Genomic DNA, 16,993 nt, shown 5'->3' with positions numbered 1-16,993 from the left:
TGCGGGCGGTGGACGCTCCAGGCGAAGCCGTCCCGGCGGGCGGCGGCAAACACCTCGTCCTCCTGCGCGTAGTAGAAGTTGGCGACGTCGAGCCGACCCTGGCTCTCGCGGAACGGGGTCTCGGGCAGCGTGCCCTTCCCGTAGGCCTCGAAGGGGCCGAGATAGTGCTTGAGGCCGGTGACGAGGGCGACGTGGCGCACCGATCCGGCCGGTCGCAGGCCATCGAGGAGGTTGCGCACCATGGCGGCGTTGACGCGGATGTTCTCGGCCTCGGTCGCTTGGCGGGCCCAGGTGGTGATGAACACGGCGTCCGGCGTCAGGTCGCGCAGGGCGTCCGCCGTTCCCGCCGCATCCTGCAGGTCGGCGGCCACGGGCCGGACGTCCGGCTGCTCCACCGGCCGGCGCGCCAGGCCGTGGACCGTCCAGCCGTCTGCGGTGAGAAGGTCCGCCGTCGCGCTGCCGACGATCCCGCTCGCCCCCACCACAAGTGCTGTCTTATTCATGCTGCGTCTCCTTGATACGAAGTGACCAAGGTGGTGTAGCAGGCCGCAAAAGCCCGTCGGCTCGACGGCAGGGCCGATCTTCGCCGCACGATCGGGACGACGCGGCTCTTGCCGGCAGCGTACCGACCCGCCGGTTGCGGGCGACGTGCCGGCTGCGGGAACCTGCCGTCGGGCCGGTGCGGTCGGCTCCGCGCCGACCGCATGCCTGTCGTCAGGCCGAGCGCTTCATGCCCCGGCACGCGGCCTCGGATGCCGCCTGGTCGAAGCCGTCCATCCAGCAGTTCCAGGCTTCGGTGTTGATGTCGTAGGGGTTCTCGTGCCGAGCCTTCCCATCGTCGTGAGCCTTTCGGCCTTCCGCGTGCTGCGCAGTCATACGAACGTCTCCAAAGCGTCCCCTGCGACGTTTTGGCAGTCAATTGAGATCGTTTGAAGGCTAAAGATTCGCGGGCGACCGATGGCTCAGACAACCGCAAGCCTGGCCCGTCGTTCGGTCCGGCCCCCTCTTTCGCCGTCCTTCGCGCCGCCCGCGAAGAGCGCGCACGCCTGGCCGATGTCGAGCGGCTTCGCGTACAGGTAGCCCTGTCCCTCGCCACAGCCGAGTTCACCGAGGATCTCTGCCTGCTGCCCCGTCTCGATGCCCTCCGCGATGGTGCGGATCGAGAGGCCGTCGGCCAGCACCACGACCGAGCGCAGGACGGCCATCGAGTGCCGGTTGCCGGGAATGTCGGTCACGAAGCTGCGGTCGATCTTGATCTTGGCGATCGGAAAGCGGTGGAGGTAGCCGAGCGAGGAATAGCCGGTGCCGAAATCGTCGAGCGCGAAGGTGACGCCGAGCGCCAGGAGGTCCGAGAAGATGCCGGCGAGCCGGTGGTTCTCGCCGACGAAGGCGGACTCGGTGATCTCGAGTTCGAGGCGCTTCGGGTCGAGCCCCGAAGATGCGAGGGCGGAGCGCACGGCCCCGACGATGTCGCCGGTGAGGAACTGCAGCGGCGAGACGTTCACCGCGATTTTGATCGCCGCCGGCCAGCGTGCGGCGTCGCGGCAGGCGACCTCCAGCACGAAGGCCCCGAGCCGGTGGATCAGGCCCGTTTCCTCGGCGACGGGCACGAACTCGGCAGGCGAGACGAAGCCGCGCTCGGGATGCCGCCAGCGCAGGAGCGCCTCGGCGCCCGTCCAGCGGCCACTCTGAAGATCGATCTGCGGCTGGTAGGCGAGCTCGAACGCTCCGGCGTCGATGGCCGCGGCGAGGTCGCGCTCCAGCGCCAGACGCTCGAGGCGCGCCTCGTCCATCGAACGGTCGAACTCGACCACCGGGCCAGCACTCGTGCGCTTGGCCTGATAGAGGGCGACATCGGCCCGCCGACGCAGCACCGACGGGTCACGGCATCCCTCCGCCTCGACGGCGATCCCGACCGACGTCCCGATCGAGATGCGGTGCCCGTTGACGTCGAAATCCTGCCCGATCGCCTCGACGAGGCGCTCGGCCAGCGCCCGTACGAGCCTCGGGTCCGCGGTGCGCGACAGCACCAGGAACTCGTCGCCCCCGATCCGGAACACCGTGGCCTCCGCCGGCAGGAGGGCCGCCGCGCGCCGCGCGGTTTCCACGAGGACGGCATCGCCGGTGGCGTGGCCGAGCGCATCGTTGACCCCCTTGAAGCGGTCGAGGTCGAAGGCGAGGAGCGCGACCGGCACCCTCTCGGCGGCCAGCCCTTCCAGATCCGCCTCCAGGGCCCTCCGGTTGGGAAGGCCGGTCAGGCTGTCGTGGAAGGCGGCAAAGCGCAGCCGCTCCTGCGCCCGTTCGCGGTCCGTCACGTCATGGAGCAGGAGGCTGACATAGCGCAGCCGGTTCGCCTCCCGGCGCCCGCGGCGCCGATCTTCCAGCCAGAAGGGCGAGACGGTGTATTCGAGGACGCGCGCCTCGCCCGTGCCGGCCAGTTCGAGCATGCGCCGCGCCGGATGCCGCGGGCCGGCGGCCTCGTCCGCCGCGGCCATCGCCGTCTCCACCACGGCGACCAGCGCGGGCGGCAGGTCGGCCACGGTGTCCGGCCGCCTGCCCGGCGGCAGGTCGAGGAGGCGCTGGGCGACCTCGTTGATGCGCATGATGCGCCCCTGCGCATCAACGATGACGATCGCGTCGAAGCCGTCGTCGATCACCCGTTCCAGAAGCCGTGCGGTGTTGCGGGTCTCCACCCGCGACACCCAGAGCCGGAACTGGCGCAGGTCGAACTCGCGCACGAGGCTCCACAACGCGACCGCCGCGAGCGCCAGCTGCAGTCCCGCCGTCTCCGCCATCACGGCGCGCTCGACATAGAACCATGCCGCGACGGCCTCGATCGCGAGCGCCGTGATCGCGGCGGCCAGAAGGGTCCGGCGCAACCCGTGCCGAAGGGCAAACCACGCGCCGAGAACGAAAAGGAGCGCCGGGAGACCGGACGACGGTCGCCACGAGGCCAGCGCCCGATCCTGCATCAGGGTCTCGGCCGCCAGCGCGATCACGGTGGATCCGGAAACGATGCCGGCGCGGGGCACGGGGAAGAGGTCGTGAAGCTCGATCGCGGTCGCGCCGACGACCAGCGTCCTCGATCGAAGCTGTTCCGGCGCGATTCGCCCGTGCAGGACGTCGACGAAGGAAACGCGCGGGATCGAGGCGGCGTCGATCCCGAAATCGATCCCGACATCGCCGTCCATGGTCTCGCGCCCGGCAAGCACCGCAGGCATCGAGGCGATGGCCTCGCCGTCGACGTCGATGCTGGAAGGAAAGCGTCGCACGCGCCCGTCGTCGGCGACCGGCACGTTGATCGAAACAGGCCAGGATGCCGCCAGGAGCGGTGGGATCGGCATCGACGCCAGGACCGCGCCGGACGCCGGATCATGCTGGACGAAGGCGGCCAGAAACGTCTCGGGACCGGCGGAGCCGAGCGCCGCGGCGAAGGCGGCGTCGTCCTCGGGCCGGGTGCGGGACGAGAAATCGACGTCGAAGGCGACCCGGGCGGCCCCCGCCGTGGCGGCGGCCGAGAGGAGATCGGCATGGAGGCGGCGGGGCCAAGGCCAGACCCCGATTTCCGCGAGGCTCCTGGCGTCGATGTCGACCAGGACGATCCCGCCGGAGGCGGGACGGGGTCCGAGTAGGAACCGGGCGTCCGACAGGGTCCTGTCCAGCGCGGCCGGCGCGCCCGACAGGAAGGCTCCGGCCAGACAGGCGGCAACGACGAGGAGCGTTGCCAGCGACCGGATGTCGGCCACCGTCAGACGGGCGACGCGGCGGCGGATCGTCGGGCTTGGCATCCTGTGTCAACTCCTGTCCCGCGATCCGCCGATAGGGCGGCGGTCAGCTACTTGGTGCTGCCGCCGAAGCCGCTCGGCCCGTGGCCGTTGCCGTTGTTGCCCTTGTCGCTGCCGAGGGCGCCCTTCGGACCGCCGTTGCCGAGACCCTTTCCGTTGTTGCCCTTGCCGTTGCCGGGGGCGCCGTCGCCGTTCGGACCGCCATTCCCCTTGCCGTTGCCGTTGTTGCCGCCCCCGTTGCCGTTGCCGTTGTTATCCTTCGGGCTGTCCTTGCCGGGGTTGCCCTTGTCCCCGCCGCCATTCGGGCCGGCGGCTCCGGGTCCGCCCTTATCGGGGCCGTCGTGACCGGGGCCATCCTTGCCCGGACCACCGGCGGCCGGTCCACCCGGCTCCGGGCCATCCTTGTCGGGTCCATCCTTATCGGGGCCGCCCTTGTCCGGGCCACCCTTGTCGGGTCCGTCGTGGCCGGGGCCACCTTTGCCCGGACCCGCCTTGTCGGGTCCGCCCTTGTCGCTGCCGCCCGCACCCGGCCCGCCGGCGGGAGCGCCGGCCTGCGGGCCACCCTGGCCGGGCTGGCCGGCGGTGTTCCCACCGGGTCGGCCATCGCTGGTTCCGGTTCCCGCCGTGCCGCCGAAGCCGTTTCCACCGGTGCCCGCCCCGCCAGTGCCGGCCGGGCTCGCGCCGCCGCCGAGGCTCTCGCTGCTCGCCGCCGACCGGCTTGCTGTCTCGCCGCTCGGCGCATTGGTCTCGGCGACGCTGCTGCCGATCGACTGCCGGTCGCGTCCGTTGGAATCAGCGCCGCCGAAGCCGTCGGAACCGGCCGCGTCCGACGAACGCGACGCGCCCGTGCCGTTCGCGGTACCGTGGGTGGAGGCAGCCGCATCGCGGCTCGTCGACACGGCCGAGGACCGGGCCGGCTCGGGCGCCTGCGCCGCACGGAAGCTTTGGAGCGGCTGACCGACCGGGGCGACACTCGGCGCGGCCGGCTTGCCCGGCGTTACGCCCGGCGCGTTCACGCCCGCCGTGCGAAGGCCGGACGTTGCGGCCGACACGCTGGCGCGCTGTCCGGCGCCGATGCCAGCCGTCTCGCCCGTCTTCAGGTCGCTTACCTGCACGAGCCCGCGGTCGACGCCGATCTTCGTATCCGTCCTGGTGACGCTGATCGTGAACGCCGTTCCCTTGACCACGGCCGCCATGAACGGGGTCTTCACGGTGAAATGGGGGGCCGAGCGCTTCTCGATGTCGAAGGCGATGCTGCCGGTCTGCTGCAGCACTTCGGTCTTGGAGCTGAAGAAGCCCTTGGGCTGCACCATCGCGACGCTGCCGGGCCCGAGCGTCATGACGTTGTTCTCGCTCGACAGGCGGACGCGGCTCGCCTTGGCGGTCGCGATCGTCCGGCCTTCGGGTACCATCATGCCGGCGGTCAGGACGTCGCGCTTCTCGTTGCTTTCCATTGCCCAGGCCGTCCCGCTGACGCGCTCGACCCGCCATTCGCGCGCCCATCCGACATCGGCATGGACGAGGGCCAGGAAGAGCAGCAGGAGGGCGGGCAAACGTGAGCGCATCGGGTTCGGGCCTTGGCTTCGGTCGGCCGAACGATGACGGATGAATGCGAGGACCGGCCTAAGCGAACCGTTCAAATGCGCCCGATCCCCGCGGCAAAACGCGCAAAACGGCATCGAACTTGCGGTCGTGGGCAGGAAACGTCAGGCCTCGCGGGCGGCCCCATCGGCATCCCGTGAGAGCGAAACGGTCGGCGACGGGGAGCGTCTGCTCTCCGCCGCCCGACAGGCCAAGCGGTGGCCCTCGGCTGTTACTTCATCATCGGCGCGATCGTCTCGGCCATCGCCGCCGATGCCGCGTCCGGCGTCATCGCGCCGTTGCCGACCGCCGTCATGTCGTCGAGCACGGTCTGGCTGATCTTGACGCCGTTCTGGCCGGGCCAGGCGAACCAGGGCAGCGCGCGGTTGATCTGCCGGGCGCTCGTCGCAAAGCTCGGGTTGGCCGCGTAGAAGGGCTTCAGCGTCTCGATCGCCTTCTCGTTGGAGGGCATGTAGCCGGTCTGCTCCACGACGTAGGCCTGGCTCTCCGGGCTGGTGCCGAAGAGGAGGTAGTCGAATGCGGCTGCGCGCTTGGCGGGATCGTCGGTCAGGATAACCGCCGCCATGCCGCCCGAAGCGACGCCGCCGCCGGCCTTCAGCACCGGCATCTCGGCCGTGCTCCAGGCGAAGCGGTCGCCGATCTCGCGCGAGAAGGAGCGCACGGCCGCGGTGGAGTTGAAGTAGATGCCGAGCTTGCCGGCGAACATCTCCTGGCGCGCCGCCTTGTCGGCGATCGGCTGCTGCCCGCCCTCGTCGAAGAAGCGGCGATAGGTGCGCACGGCTTCGCGCCCGCCCTCGGTGGCGAAGGCGATCTCGCGTCCGTCCGCACCGACAGGGGCGAGGCCGTTGGTCGCCAGGAGGTTCTGCGTCATCCAGTCGTCGTCGCCGAGCGAATAGTACATGCCGGTGACGCCGCCGAGCGCCTGGATCTTGGCCGCCAGCGCGATCGTCTCGTCCCAGGTCTTGGGCATGGCGTCGGGATTGCCGCCGGCTCTGGCGACGAGGTCCTTGTTGTAGAACATGACGGGCGTCGAACTCGTCCAGGGCAGGCCGTACTGCACGCCGTCGACCTGCGTCAGCTTCAGGATCGCGTCGGTGTAGCCGAGCGCGGCCATATCCTTGCCCGCCGTCATGTCGTCGAGCGGCTTCACCATGCCGCGCGCGACGAGGTTCTGCAGGAGGTGCGAGCCGACCATGAAGACGTCGGGCGCCTCGCCCGCCATCTCCTGCCGGATCACCGAGACGAGGCCCTCGCCGTAGTCGGTGGACGGCGCCTGGAACGTGATCTTCACGTCCGGATGGGTCTCCATGTAGCGGCGCGCGATCTCGGCCTGCCAGGTGGCGTGATGCGGCCACGCATGGAGGACGGTGAGGGTCGTGTCGGCCGCGACGGCGGGCGCGGCGGCCAGGGCCGCGCCAAGTGCGAGGCCGAGGATCAGGGACTTCATGGCGGGCTCCTTCGTGGCGGCGGAGATCAGTTGCGGGCGCGCACGGACAGGCCGCGCACGAGATGGCGTTGGAAGAACAGGAAGCCGAGGACGAGCGGCGCGGTGACGATCACCCCGCCGGCCATCAGCGCCCCGACATTGCCGGTGGTCTCGCCCGAGGCGCGGAAGGCGAGGAGCCCGAGCGGCGGCGTCATCATCTCGGTGCGGGTCACGACGACGAGCGGCCAGTAGAGGTCGTTCCAGTGGGCGATCACGCTGATCGTCGCGAAGGCCGCGACCGCGGGCCAGGCCGCCGGCAGCATCAGGCGCCAGACGATGCCAAGCTCGGAGAAGCCGTCGAGGCGGGCGGCGTCCAGCACCTCGTCGGGATAGGACAGGAAGAACTGGCGGAACAGGAAGATCGCGAAGGCCGACACCACGAAGGGCAGGACGAGCGCGGCATAGGTGTTGAGGAGGCCGGCCTGCGCAATCGCGAGATAGAGCGGGATCGCGGGGACCTGGATCGGGATCAGGAGGGAAACGACCACCGCACCGAAGAGAAGCGGGCGGCCGCGGAACGGCAGCTTGGCGAGCGCGTAGCCGGCGGGTGCGGCGACGAGGATCTGGAGGACGAGGATCGCCCCGCAGACCACGACGCCGTTCAGCATGAAGCGCAGGAGCGGCTGGCTGGAGAAGGCCAGCGCATAGTTGGCGAAGGCGCCCGTCCAGCTCGGCGCCGGCAGGAGGGAGCCGTCGTAGACCGTGCCGGGGGCGGCAAGGCTCACCGCCACCATCACCACGAAGGGCAGGAGCGTCAGCCCGGCGGCGAGCACGAGCACGAGGACCGACAGCGCGTGCCGGAGCCGCGAGGCGCCTTCGAGCCGCACCTCATCCATGCGCGCCTCCCCGGTCGAAGAAGCGCACCTGAAGGATCGAGAGCAGGCCGACGAGAAGGAGGAAGACCACGGCGAGCGCGGCGGCCGCGCCGACGTCGAAGTAGCGAAAGGCCTGCTGGTAGAGCGTATAGAGCAGCATCTCCGTCGCCCCGCTCGGGCCCCCTTGCGTCAGGACGGCGACGGTCTCGAACTCCGACACGCTGCGGATCAGCGTGATCACGGTGACGAAGAGGGTGACGGGTGCGAGCGTCGGCAGGGTCACCAGCGTGAACCGGCTCCAGCCGCGATCGGCGCCGTCGAGCGCGGCGGCCTCGTAGAGCTGGCGGTCGATCGTCGCAAGCCCGGCGAGGAACAGAAGGATGTTGTAGCCGAGCATCTTCCAGACGCCGATCGCGGCGAGCGTGCCGAGCGCCGTCGAGGGGTCCGTCAGGAAGCGCAGGCGCTCGAAGCCGAGCCACGACAACGCCGTGTTGGCGATGCCGAAGGAGGGATGCAGCACCACCTCCCAGGCGGTCGCCATGGCGACCAGCGTCGCCGTCACCGGCAGGAAGAACACGGTCTGGAACAAGGGCCGCAAGCGGCCCTGCCTTTGGAGGAGCACCGCCAGCCACAGCGCGCCGCCGATCGAGACGGGCGCGACGATCGCCACGTAGAGCGCGGTGTTGGCGAGGCTGTTGCGCAGTCCCGCGTCGCTGCCGAGCGCCGCATACTGCCGCCAGCCGACGAAGACGGCGCCCGGCATGCCGAACTGGTAGTCGGTGAAGGACAGGGCGAGCACCGCGATCGACGGCAGAATGAGGAGCGCGAGAAGCAGCGTCGCACCCGGCAGGGCCAAGAGTGCCCCGACCCGGCGGCGATGGCGGAGGTCCGCGTTCAAGCGACGGCCCGCGCCGGCGGGGTGGTCGGTTGGGTTGCGGCCTCCGCTCGCGGGAAGACGTGGACGGCGCCGGTCTGGAACTGCAGCACGCCCTCGCTGCCCGGCGGCCACTGCCCGATCGCCTCGGACGCGATGCGCACCACGCAGGGCTCCCCGCCCCCCATCGTGCGCACGAAGAGATGCGCCTCGACGCCGGCATGCTCGGCATGGTCCACCACCACGTGCAGGCCGGGCAGCCCCGGCTCGTGGCGACGGCGGATGCCGGCATGCTCCGGCCGGAAGGCGACGACGCCGTCGATCGCGGCCAGCGGCCGCCCGCCGAGGACGATGTCGCCGTGCGCTGTCCGCTCGCCGATCGCCGCGCGCAGCGTCGCCGCGTCGATGACGTTGAGGTGCGGCTGCGACAGGAAGCGCGCGACGTCGAGGTCGGCGGGGTGGCGATAGAGTTCGTCCGGCGTGCCGATCTGGCGCACGCGACCCTCGAACATGACGATGACGCGGTCGGAAATCGCCATCGCCTCCGACTGGTCGTGGGTGACGAAGAGCGTGGTCGCGCCGATGCGGCGCTGCAGGGCGCGCAGGTCCGAACGCGTCCGGTTGCGAAGCGCCGCGTCGAGATTGGCGAGCGGCTCGTCGAGAAGGAACAGCCGCGGCTCGCGAATCAGGGCGCGCCCGAGGGCGACGCGCTGGCGCTGGCCGCCCGACAGCGCGGCGGGCCGACGGTCGAGGAGATGGTCGATGCCGAGCATTTGCGCAGTCGCCATCACGCGCGCCGCGATCGACCGGTGCTTCGCCCGCGCGCGCGGCGAGAGGAGGCGCGCGGCGCCCACGCGCTCGAGCGCGGACAACTCGCGCATCACGAGCGGCGCCGCCAGATTCTGGCGGCAGGTCATGTGCGGATAGAGCGCATAGGACTGGAACACGAAGGCGACGCCGCGGTCCTTGGGCGCGAGACCTTCCACCGACCGGTCGCCGATCCGGATCTCGCCGCCGGCCACCGGCTCGAGGCCCGCGATGGCGCGCAGGAGGGTCGACTTGCCGCAGCCCGACGGCCCGAGGATCGACACGAACTCGCCCGGCGCGACATCGAAGCCGACGCCGTCGAGCGCAAGCGTCTCGCCATAGCGGCAGCTGAGATCGCGGATGCCGAGCCGGCTGGCCGCCTCGTTCATGAAGTCGCCCTTGCCGCGTGTCGCGGGAGACGATGATCGGCCGATGGCATCGACGTCGGGTCCTCGTGCATCCTTCAAGCCGCTCGCGTCGTTACTCGTCCTTGTCGCCAGATCAGGCGACACCCCCGACAGAAGATAGCGCTCGCGCCCTCGGGTCCACGGCTTGCGACGGATGGCCACGCCGGGAGGGCCGCTCCCGCGCGGCATGGACACGCCCCGGGCTTTCGTCCACGAGGACGCCACAGCCGCCTTCGATCACCCAGAGCCCCCGCATGCAGCCTCCCGCCAGCTATCCCATCGCCATGCTTCCGGCGCTCACCGGCCGCTCGCTCGCGCGATGCCGCGCCATCGTCGAGGCGGGGCTGGTTCGCCGCATGGAGGTACCGTTCGGCGACAAGGCCAAGGACGACGGCGGCCGGCGCAAGGCGATCCTCGTTCCGGCCGGCCGGGTCCGGTCGATCCTGCACGTCCCCGACGTCGAGATCGCCAGCGAGGACGAGACGGACGAGGCCGACCGGATCGCGCATCTGGCGAGCGAGCAAGCCGACGAGGTCGTGCGCGTCCGGCGCTCGACCGACAGCGCCTTTGCCGCCTTCGAGGTCGAGGTACCCGTCTTCACCGCGATCTTCCCCGTCGAGCGCGAGACGCTCCTCATGGCGTTCGCCCGCGTGCGCGCACCGGGCGGCATCGGTCGATGCCTCGCCGACGACGAGATCATCGGCGAGGACGAGATCGAGGCAACCGCGCAAGCCGTCGCCCTGGAGGCGCGCGCGGTCGTCGCCCGCATGCGCGAAACGCTTGAAGCGGTCGGCGCGGACTACGCGCGGCGCTTCACCGAGGAGACCCGCGATCTCGGCGACCCCGCCGCCTTCCTGAAGGCGGCGACGCAGGCCGATCTCGAACGCTTCGTCTTCGCGGCGCAGACGACCGGCGAGGACGAGGTGCGCGCGACCTGCGACCGGTGGTTCGACAAGATCGCCGCCTCGGTGCGGTCGTACCGCCGACAGAGCCGGCGGCGCGCGAGCTTTGCCGAGGCGTCCGGCTACGACCGCTATCCCAGCCTCTTCCCGCTCGCGCGCGCGATCGGCCGGCGGCTCCTGTTCCTCGCCGGCCCGACGAACTCCGGCAAGACATACGAGGCCATGCGGCTGGCGATCGAGGCGCCGACGGCCGAGGTCCTGTCGCCGCTCCGCCTCCTCGCCCACGAGCACCGCGAGACCTTGAGCGCCGGCGGCGTGCGCGCCGGTCTCGTCACCGGCGAGGAGCGCGACACGGGCGAGGACGTCACGCACTACGCCCGCACCATCGAGACGATCGACGTCGGCCGGCGCGTCGACGTCGCGGTGATCGACGAGATCCAGATGCTCGCCGACGAGCAGCGCGGCTGGGCGTGGACGCAGGCGCTGTTCGGCGTGCCGGCCGATCTCGTGGTGATGACCGGCTCGCCCGATGCGGTGGCGATGGTGGAGCGCCTCGCCAAGGTGCTGGGCGAGCCGCTCGAAGTGCGTGTGCTCGCGCGCAAGAACGAGCTGGCGGCGTGGCCGCAACCGATCACCTTGCGCGATCTGCGACGCGGCGATGCGGTCGTCGCCTTCTCGCGCGCGGCGGTGCACGAGCTGCGCGAGGCGATCGTGCCGCTCGGCCTGTCGGTCGCCACCGTCTACGGCGCGCTGAGCCCGGAGGTCCGCCGCGCCGAGGCCGCGCGCTTCCGCCGGGGTGAGGCCGACGTGGTGGTCGCGACCGATGCGATCGGCATGGGGCTCAACCTTCCCGTCTCGCGCGTCTTCTTCTCCGCGCTCGACAAGTTCGACGGCACCAGGCGTCGTGCGCTCCTCCACTCCGAGATCCGCCAGATCGGCGGGCGGGCCGGCCGCTTCGGCATGTTCGAGGAGGGCTTCGTCGGCGTGATCGGGGGCGGCGCCTACGGCGTCGAGAAGATCCGCGCCGCCCTGTCATCGCCGCCGAAGGAGCTGACCGGGCGCGCCTTCGTTCGCCCCAACCGCGAGAGCGTCGCGCTCGCCGCCGAGTTCCTGGAAACCGACGCGCTCGACCAGATCCTCGCCTACCTGCGCTCGCGCCTCGTGCTCGACCATCCCGACCTCAAGATCGGCGACATGGACGAGGAGATCGAAAAGGCGCGGCGCCTGTCCGGCGTCGACCTGCCGCTTCTCGACCGCCTCGCCTATGCCGTGGTGCCGGTGTCGCTGCGCCATCCCTGGTTCATGGACACGGTGCTGACTTGGGCCCGCGCCCATGCGGCCGGCAAGCCAGCGCCGCTGCCGCCGCTGCGCTCGGGCGACCTCCAGCGCCTCGAGGACGGCGTCAATCTCGCCACGGCCTGGCTCTGGCTCTCGCAGCGCTTTCCCGAGGTCTACCGGGGCGAGGACCTGGTGCGGGAGGGCGTGGCTGGCCTCAACGCGCAGATCGAGCGCAACCTGACCAAGCTCTCGTCCGGTCTCGCCGCCCAATCGCAACCCACGAGGGACAAGGCCCGCCGAGGCCGCAAGCCGCGCCGGCCGGACGGGGCGCGCGCCGGCCGCTGACCGGCCGTCAGTCGCCCTCGGCCGCCTCGATGCCGGCAAAGCGCCCGGCGGCGACCGCCTCCACCAGCGCCTGGTGGTCGCGCGCGTTCTGGTCGCCGTACTGTTCGGCAAAGGCGTCGAGCGCGTCGTCGAAGCCGCGGTTCTCCGCCCCGCCGCAATAGCCGGCGATCGCGGCGGCGTCCCCGGTGCGCGCGTGCGCCCGCGCCAGGAGGGCGCCGTAGCCGAAGGCGAAGAATTCCAGCGAGCGCCCGCCAAGGAGCGCGTGCGGGATCTCGCCCTTCATGTTCTTCATCTGGCGGACGTAGAACGGCCGATCGCCGATCGTCGTCCAGCCGAGCAGCGGGTCGCCCACCGCCTGGAGCAGGCGCTGGCCATAGACGACGCGGGCGCCGTCGTGCGAGCCGTAGGGCTCGGGCAACGGCGGCACGTAAGGGGCGTGCGACGGCGTGATCGCTTCCTTGACCTGCAGGAACAGGGCGTCCTGGTCGGAATTGCCGAACAGGAGGGCGAGATAGGCGCGCGTGCCGACGCTGCCGACGCCCACCACGCGGTGGACGACGTCGACGACATGGTAGCGGCTCAGCATGAAGCGGCGCTCGCGCGGCAGCGATTCGGCGTAATGCTCGAGCCCCGAGATCACAGCCTCGCGCGTCGCCTCGCCGACGGCGGTCAGGATCGGCGGGTCGAGCCGGAAGCGCCAGCCGCCGTCGACCTGACGCTCGCCGACCTTTTCCAGGAGCGAGGCGTTGTCGCGGCGGCGCGCCTTCTCCACCGCCTTGCGCAGCGCGGCCTGTGAATCCGCGTCGATCTCGATGCCGTTGAAGTCGAGCCGGTCGGCGCGGGCGGCGCGATGCCAGACGTCGATGGGCCCGCGCGGGGCGAGATCCAGCATCGAGCGCCGGTAGCCCTCGACGCAGCTCGTGACGATCCGCTGACGCTCGCCGCGCCCGATCTCCTGCTGGCGCGCCACGACGTTGAGGCTCGCGACCAGCCGCTTCAGGTCCCATTCCCACGGCCCGATCGTCACCTCGTCGAAGTCGTTGAGGTCGAGCACGACATCACGCTGCGGGGTGCCGAAGAGGCCGAAGTTCGAGATATGGGCGTCGCCGTTCATCACGACATCGATGCCGCTGCGGGGCGTGCGCGACAGGTCGAAGGCCATGACGCCGGCAGCCCCGCGCAGGAAGGCGAAGGGCGACTCCGCCATGCGCGCGATGCGCAGTGGCACGAGGCGGGCCTGCCGGCCGGCGTTCGAGCGCTCCACGAGTTCCACGGGATCGGGGCGCCCGTCGGTCGGAACCGCCTCGGCATGCGCCGCATGCGGCACCTCGCGGCGCAACTGCTTTCCGGCGGCCCGGCGTCGCTCCCAGGGCTCGCCTTGCGCACGCAGGTCGATCCGCGGAAAGGCTTCCGCCGGTGCCAGCACGACGTCGGAAGGCTTCTCGGCGTCCAGGGGCGGGTCGAGGTCGGACGCGTCCGGGCCCGGCGTCATTTGCGGCGCGCTGATGTCCATGGCTCGGGGTCCTGCGAACTGCACTCTCGTCTCCGAAGAGAGCGCCGTTCACAGAAATGTCAAGAAAGGGTCGCGGCCACCGATCTGCGGCCGCGAAGCCCGTGTCTTCAGTGCTCAGGCGACGCGGGCGAGCGAGACCTTGCGCCGCACGATCTGGCCCGGCTCGCGGTCGAAGGCGGCGCGGTCGCGGCACTGCTCGGACAGCGCGAGGCCGACGCGGCCGCCGACCTCCCAGAGCGCCTGCTCGGGGCATCGCGCGGCGACGGTGAGGGCGATACGGCGCAGATGCGTGCGCGCGACGCAGTGGATCGCAAGCTCCGCGCGATGGCGGAGCGGCATCGCATCGGCCATCTCCGCAACGCGCTCGTCGGACGAGCGCATGAGAAGCGCCAGGAGTTCCAGGGAAATCGGGCAGGTCGGCTCGTTCGGTCGATAGCGTCCGCTCATGGTTCGGCCTCAGCGTCATTCGGGTTCTGACGAAGGACGTAGCGCCAGCGGCGCGCGGAAAACTCCTCAAATCTGGGGATCGACAGCAAGGATCGCTTAACCCTTCACCCGGACGGGATGCGGGAGGGCCGTCCGGACAAGGGTTCGAGGGTTGAGCGTACACGATGCCGCACCCGCCCCGTTTCCATTTCGCCGGCAAACGAATGGGCGGCATCGACCGAAGGTCGAAGGCGTTGGTCCCGCGATCGACTGCCGGCGCATGCGAGGGAGGGGCTGGCCGATCCGGCCTGTGCGTCGTAACGAGCAACGGATGGCCTCGCTTCCCGAACGCTTGCCGCTCCATGGGCGCGAACCGCGACGGCAGGCTCGCCGGAGGAGACAGGGATGCCCGAGAAGACGCTGTTTCTCGTCCAGCAGTTCGAACGCATCGGCAAGCGGCTGGTGGCCGGTCGGCAGATGGAGTTCAAGACCGCCGGGGAAGCCGAGGGGCGGGCCGAACGGGACTCTGCCCGTACGGTCGGCGTCGTCGCCCTGCAGCAGACGATCGACACCGATACCGGCGAGGTCGTCGAGGATCCTGTGGTGCTCGCGCGCTACGGCGAGTTGCCCGCCGATTTCGGCGACGCGTGAACACCTCCGGTCGGGGGTGCGTGTCCGCTGATGGATGGGCCCGTGCCCGGCGGCGGACGACGGGTGGTCAAACGGGCAGCGGCGGACGCATCGGCCTTCCCGCCCGCATCAATGCTTGCGGGTGTCCTTCTCGCGCGCCTCGAACACGCGGTCGAGTTCGTCGAGCTTGCGCTGCAGGTCGTCGGGAAGCCGCTCGGAGGGTTTGAACGGCTGGGCATGCTGCATGCTTTGGCGCACACGCTTCTGCAGCGAATGATCGGCCAGCAGTTTCGCCAGATCTCGCATAGACATGCCTCTATCCGTCCGCCAAGGATATCGAGCATAGAACGCAACTCTGTAGCCAACGTTGCGTGCGGACGATTTTAGTTTTCAACCATCAGCAGGATAGGCCCAACCACCGCGTGCACCGAGCGTGATCGGCAGCGGTCGGCTCGTATGAGAACGGGATGAAATTAAGCACGAGGTCTCGGCCTGCTCGGCCAAGGGCCCGAAAACAAAAACGCCTGCCGGGGGAGGACCGGCAGGCGTCAGAGAGTACCCTTCGGCTGGGAGGAGGATGCCGTCGGGCGGATCCGCAGGAGCCATATTGGGAGGAGAAGGCTCGTGCGAAACTCGTGAGGTGAAACTAGTCGATCAGTGTGCGGTGCGGTAGTGCATCCGCTGCATGGCAGGCCTGCAGCCGCGTCAAGGCTCGGCGCGCGCGTGAGCAGGAAGGCCAATGTTTGCAGGCATTGCGCCCAGCGCTTGAGCATTTGGTGTCGTCGTGGGCAAACTGTCGCCAAGCTTGCGCATTGTCACGCGGCTGCAATCTGCTACACCGCAACCCGTGGCTGCGTCGCGCTGGCTAGCTGCACCAGCTCGAAGCCCGTCAGCTCTGGGAGGTGCTGGCGGGCTTCCTCGTTTTCGGGCCCGTCGCCGTCGTGTTTCTCAACAATCCGAGACGGTCAGCGCCGCGTCGACCCCGTCCGCCTTGCCGCTGAGGCCCGGCACCTCGTCAAGTTGCCGAAGCGATGTGAAGCGGCCGCGCTCCTCGCGATATCGCACGATCTCGAAACCGTGCCCCTTCAGCGCATCGATCCCGTCAAGTTCCTCGTCCGTCGCCGTGTTGAGATCGAGCATCGGACACCCCTTCCCCTGTCGTCGGCTTGGCCGGCATGACATGAAACCGGCCGGGGGCGGCCCGTCGCGGGGCCGCCCCGGCCGCCGCGTTCAGCGCAGGAACGCGATCAGGTCTTCGTTGAGCCGCTCGGGCACGGTGGCGAACAGGCCGTGCGGCTCGCCCTCGTATTCGATGAGGCGCGCGCCCGAGATCGCCTTGGCGGCCGCGCGGCCGGTCGGGTCGATCGGCACCGTGGCATCGCCCGTGCCGTGGATCACGAGGGTGGGCACCGTGAAGCTCTTGAAGTCGGGGCGGAAGTCCGTCTTGCCGAAGGCGTCGACGCAGCGGATCGTCGCCAGGGGGCTCGCCATAACGCCGAGCACGAAGCTCCAGTCGAGAATGCCCTGGCTGACCGGCTTCGACAGAAGGCCGACGCCGTAGAAGGTCTTGGCGAAGCTCTGGAGGAAGGCGAAGCGGTCCTTGCGGATCTGCGCCTTCATGTCCTCGAACACGTCGCCGTCGACGCCGTCCGGGTTGGTGTCGTCCTTCAGGAGATAGCCGGCGACCGAGGCGACGAGGACGGCCTTGGCGATGCGCGAGGCACCGTGGCGCGTCAGGTAGCGCGCGATCTCGCCGCCGCCCATCGAGAAGCCGACGAGCGACACGCCGTTGAGGTCGAGCCCTTCGAGCACGGCGGCGAGGTCGTCGGCGAACGTGTCGTAGTCGTAGCCGGTCGCCGGGTGGCCGGACTGGCCGAAGCCACGGCGGTCGTAGGTGATGACCCGGAAGCCCGCCTCGAGGAGGGCCAGCGTCTGATACTCGAACATGTCGCCGGTGAGCGGCCAGCCGTGGATCAGGACCACCGGGCGGCCCTGTCCCATGTCCTTGACATGGATCTGCGTGCCGTCCTTCGCTGCGATATAGGCCATGCGGAATTTCCTTGTGCTGAGATGGCCAACTAACCCTCGAGCCTTGCCGCATGTTCCCGCAGCATCGCGGCGCC

General features: G+C 70.3%; 15 protein-coding genes. 2 read left to right on the top strand and 13 right to left on the bottom strand.

Annotated elements, in window-relative coordinates:
* From BM175_RS20270 to BM175_RS20240, 8 genes are all read right to left on the bottom strand, one after another.
* The coding region (locus BM175_RS20270; RefSeq protein ID WP_139224724.1) for an NAD-dependent epimerase/dehydratase family protein at positions 1–503 on the bottom strand (503 nt) is incomplete at its 3' end.
* A gap of 211 nt (positions 504–714) precedes the next feature.
* Positions 715–876, bottom strand: a complete 162-nt coding sequence (locus tag BM175_RS22855; protein WP_175526944.1) for a hypothetical protein — start codon at positions 874–876, stop codon at positions 715–717.
* Positions 877–962: 86 nt separating this feature from the next.
* A complete protein-coding gene (locus BM175_RS20265; protein WP_090966353.1) occupies positions 963–3,788 on the bottom strand; it encodes an EAL domain-containing protein in 2,826 nt (941 codons plus the stop codon).
* 47 nt (positions 3,789–3,835) lie between these two features.
* A complete protein-coding gene (locus tag BM175_RS20260; RefSeq protein ID WP_175526943.1) occupies positions 3,836–5,350 on the bottom strand; it encodes a FecR domain-containing protein in 1,515 nt (504 codons plus the stop codon).
* Positions 5,351–5,598: 248 nt separating this feature from the next.
* On the bottom strand, positions 5,599–6,834 hold the full coding sequence (locus BM175_RS20255) for an ABC transporter substrate-binding protein (RefSeq protein WP_090966349.1): 1,236 nt from the start codon (positions 6,832–6,834) through the stop codon (positions 5,599–5,601).
* A 26-nt stretch (positions 6,835–6,860) separates the two neighbouring features.
* Positions 6,861–7,709 (bottom strand): carbohydrate ABC transporter permease, encoded by an 849-nt coding sequence (locus tag BM175_RS20250; protein ID WP_090966347.1) that lies wholly within the window; start codon positions 7,707–7,709, stop codon positions 6,861–6,863.
* Positions 7,702–8,586 carry a carbohydrate ABC transporter permease gene (locus BM175_RS20245; RefSeq protein ID WP_090966346.1) on the bottom strand — a complete coding sequence of 295 codons (885 nt, stop codon included), beginning with the start codon at positions 8,584–8,586 and terminating at the stop codon, positions 7,702–7,704. The genes BM175_RS20250 and BM175_RS20245 overlap by 8 nt, the downstream gene beginning before the upstream one ends.
* Positions 8,583–9,836, bottom strand: coding sequence for an ABC transporter ATP-binding protein (locus BM175_RS20240; RefSeq protein WP_175526942.1), 1,254 nt, complete (start codon positions 9,834–9,836; stop codon positions 8,583–8,585). Before BM175_RS20240 ends, BM175_RS20245 begins: the two co-directional genes overlap by 4 nt.
* A 194-nt stretch (positions 9,837–10,030) precedes the next feature.
* Here BM175_RS20240 and BM175_RS20235 point away from each other — a divergent pair, with 194 nt between their 5' ends.
* Complete coding sequence (locus tag BM175_RS20235; RefSeq protein WP_090966342.1) at positions 10,031–12,301, top strand: helicase-related protein; 2,271 nt, start codon at positions 10,031–10,033, stop codon at positions 12,299–12,301.
* A 7-nt stretch (positions 12,302–12,308) separates the two neighbouring features.
* Here the strand turns inward: BM175_RS20235 and BM175_RS20230 are convergent, their stop codons facing one another.
* Both BM175_RS20230 and BM175_RS20225 read right to left on the bottom strand, forming a co-directional pair.
* The gene (locus BM175_RS20230) at positions 12,309–13,814 is read right to left on the bottom strand and encodes a DUF2252 domain-containing protein (RefSeq protein ID WP_244546097.1); all 1,506 of its coding nucleotides are present in this window, start codon (positions 13,812–13,814) and stop codon (positions 12,309–12,311) included.
* Between the two features lie 114 nt (positions 13,815–13,928).
* Positions 13,929–14,261, bottom strand: a complete 333-nt coding sequence (locus BM175_RS20225) for a hypothetical protein (RefSeq protein WP_090966340.1) — start codon at positions 14,259–14,261, stop codon at positions 13,929–13,931.
* Positions 14,262–14,645: 384 nt separating this feature from the next.
* On the opposite strand from BM175_RS20225, the gene BM175_RS20220 reads away from it, so the two are divergent.
* Complete coding sequence (locus BM175_RS20220; RefSeq protein ID WP_090966338.1) at positions 14,646–14,891, top strand: hypothetical protein; 246 nt, start codon at positions 14,646–14,648, stop codon at positions 14,889–14,891.
* A 108-nt stretch (positions 14,892–14,999) separates the two neighbouring features.
* Here the strand turns inward: BM175_RS20220 and BM175_RS22475 are convergent, their stop codons facing one another.
* The 3 genes from BM175_RS22475 to BM175_RS20210 all read right to left on the bottom strand — a co-directional run bounded on the left by BM175_RS22475 (position 15,000) and on the right by BM175_RS20210 (position 16,919).
* A complete protein-coding gene (locus BM175_RS22475; protein ID WP_139224722.1) occupies positions 15,000–15,182 on the bottom strand; it encodes a hypothetical protein in 183 nt (60 codons plus the stop codon).
* Positions 15,183–15,818: 636 nt separating this feature from the next.
* Positions 15,819–16,010 (bottom strand): ComEA family DNA-binding protein, encoded by a 192-nt coding sequence (locus BM175_RS20215; RefSeq protein WP_090966336.1) that lies wholly within the window; start codon positions 16,008–16,010, stop codon positions 15,819–15,821.
* Between the two features lie 90 nt (positions 16,011–16,100).
* Positions 16,101–16,919, bottom strand: coding sequence for an alpha/beta fold hydrolase (locus tag BM175_RS20210; protein ID WP_090966334.1), 819 nt, complete (start codon positions 16,917–16,919; stop codon positions 16,101–16,103).
* Between the last annotated feature and the right edge of the window lie 74 nt (positions 16,920–16,993).

The sequence above is a fragment of the Aureimonas phyllosphaerae genome (genome assembly GCF_900113065.1).
Classification (GTDB): domain Bacteria; phylum Pseudomonadota; class Alphaproteobacteria; order Rhizobiales; family Rhizobiaceae; genus Aureimonas; species Aureimonas phyllosphaerae.
This window is presented reverse-complemented; position numbering and strand designations above follow the sequence as displayed.